The sequence below is a fragment of the Pedobacter sp. CG_S7 genome, from assembly GCF_040544395.1.
Lineage (GTDB): Bacteria > Bacteroidota > Bacteroidia > Sphingobacteriales > Sphingobacteriaceae > Pedobacter.
The window spans coordinates 1-2,250 of the sequence record NZ_JBEONS010000093.1 but is presented as its reverse complement, the minus strand read 5'-3'; the positions used below and the strand labels follow the sequence as shown (position 1 = coordinate 2,250).

Annotated in this window: 2 protein-coding genes; both read left to right on the top strand. The window is 42.4% G+C overall.

Features of this window, described 5'->3' with window-relative positions; genetic code table 11:
• On the top strand, window positions 1-1,402 hold a 1,402-nt coding region (locus AAKU52_RS17370), incomplete at its 5' end, for a hypothetical protein (protein ID WP_354335902.1).
• Window positions 1,403-1,463: 61 nt separating this feature from the next.
• On the top strand, window positions 1,464-2,216 hold the full coding sequence (gene istB, locus AAKU52_RS17365) for an IS21-like element helper ATPase IstB (RefSeq protein ID WP_354335901.1): 753 nt from the start codon (window positions 1,464-1,466) through the stop codon (window positions 2,214-2,216).
• Window positions 2,217-2,250 lie beyond the last annotated feature (34 nt).

Sequence of the window (2,250 nt, the reverse complement as noted above, 5' to 3'; positions counted from 1 at the left end):
TGAACTTGAAAATGGGCGTAGCCGCGTTCTAAAACTTGATTCTTTTCAGGACTTTGTCAAAGAAAAGTTGAAGGCATTTCCCGACACCTCAGCAGCCCAAATGCACGATCTGCTGAAAGAGCACCATTCCTGGTTCCCCCAGGTAAGCCAGAAAACGGTATTTAACTTCGTTCAGTTTGTGCGTAATGAACATAATATTCCCAAGGTTGAGCCCATTCGTGAATACGCCTGTGTTGCTGAACTGGCTTATGGTCTCCAGGGGCAGGTTGACTTCGGCTTTTATAACATGAAGACTACCCTTGGAAAAACTAAAAAAGTGCAGTTTTTCACCTTTGTACTTGCCCGGTCAAGATATAAATACGTTTTATTTACTGATGTCCCTTTTACCACAGAAACAGTAATCCAGGCACATGAGAAGGCTTTTGAAGAACTTCGGGGTATCCCATCAGAGATCGTATATGATCAAGATAGGCTATTTATAGTTTCAGAAAATCTAGGTGACATCATCATGACCAGTGGTTTTAAAGGCTATCCGAAAGAACGTGGATTCAGAGCCTGGTTCTGCAGAAAAGCAGATCCTGAAAGTAAGGGGAAGGTAGAAAATGTTGTGAAATATGTTAAACAGAACTTTCTATATAACCGACTGTTCCGTGACCTGGATACACTCAACGATGATGCCAGTGACTGGCTGCACCGCACGGCGAACGCTTTGCCACATGGTACCACTAAAAAGATCCCTATATATGAATACCATATTGAAGAACCATTTTTGACCCCATGGTATCCGATCATTATCCCTCAAGCCGAATATCCGGTCTATGCTGTACGTAAAGACAACACCATTAGCTGGAAAAGCAATCTGTACAGTTTACCGTTGGGTACTTATAAAGGTCCTGGAACTCAGGTGCTGGTCAGTAGTACAAAACTAGAACTCATCTTATTGGATCAGGATAAAAATGAATTGTGCCGCCACCAGGTCTCACAGCTTACAGGACAGAAAATACTCAAGACCGACCACGGCAGGGACAAGCGACTGGCCATCGCTGAAATGATGGAAGAGTTCTGCGGATTGATGATAGATAAGGATGCGGCAATGGAATGGATATTACAAATTAAGGACGATAAGCCGCGTTATATCCGTGATCAGGTGCAATTGCTGATAACTACTGTGAGCAGTATGGGCCAGCAGCTTGCCGGACAGGCGCTGGATTATTGCCGCAGTCACCAGATCATCAGTGCTGGTGATTTCAAGGCTATAGCAGATAAGTTAAAACAACAAGAGCCTGTTTTAGGGGAAGCCAAAATTATTTCTTTAAATCCTTTAAATGGGGAAAGCTATCAAAAGACCATGCTGGATCCTGATAAAAGTGATTTGCAGGCCTATGAAATGTTATTCAAATAAGTAAAAACGGAAGCCATCGGGCCAGGCCTGGCCCGATGGCTTTCATCATCAATCAAAAATAATGGAAACAGAAAAACAACAAATCAGGCTATTGTGCACACAATTCAAACTGGGAGGAATAGGCCCTGCACTGGATCAAACCATCACAGCAGCGGAAAGTCAGGGAATGGGCTTTGTAAAGTACACCATGGAATTGTTTAAACAGGAAGAAATACACCGTATGGGTAAAGATCTATCCAGACGGTTAAAGGCAGCAGGATTGCCCAGAAATGCCAATCTGGAACAATATGATTATGCTGTAGATAATGGTTTGAAGAAAGAACAGCTTCACCAGCTCAGAGAACTCAACTGGGTAGACCAGCTCTTTAACATGGTACTGATGGGTCCTAGCGGGACAGGTAAAACAATGATCGCTGCCGGACTTTGCCATGATGCGGTTAAGGCCGGCTATAAAGCTTACTTCAAAACGATGGAAGATATCATACATACTTTACAAACCAAAGATGTGGTCAAATCCCAGCAAACTGAGTATAGGAAACTCTTGAAAGCAAACCTGATCGTATTGGATGACATTATGCTTTTTCCTTTGGAAAAGAATATGGCAGTGGCTTTTTTTAACTTCATTAACCATATTTATGAGTCCACTTCAATTGTAGTTACCACGAATAAAAAACCTACCGAATGGGCACGGTTACTCGATGATGAAGTCATTGCAACAGCACTGTTAGACCGCTTGCTTTTTCGATGTGAAATCATCAATCTTTCTGGAGAAAGTTACAGGTTACGGAACCGAAAAACTTTTTTAGGTTCTTGAAAAAAGAATGCTACTTTTACCCCTAGAGTTCTGC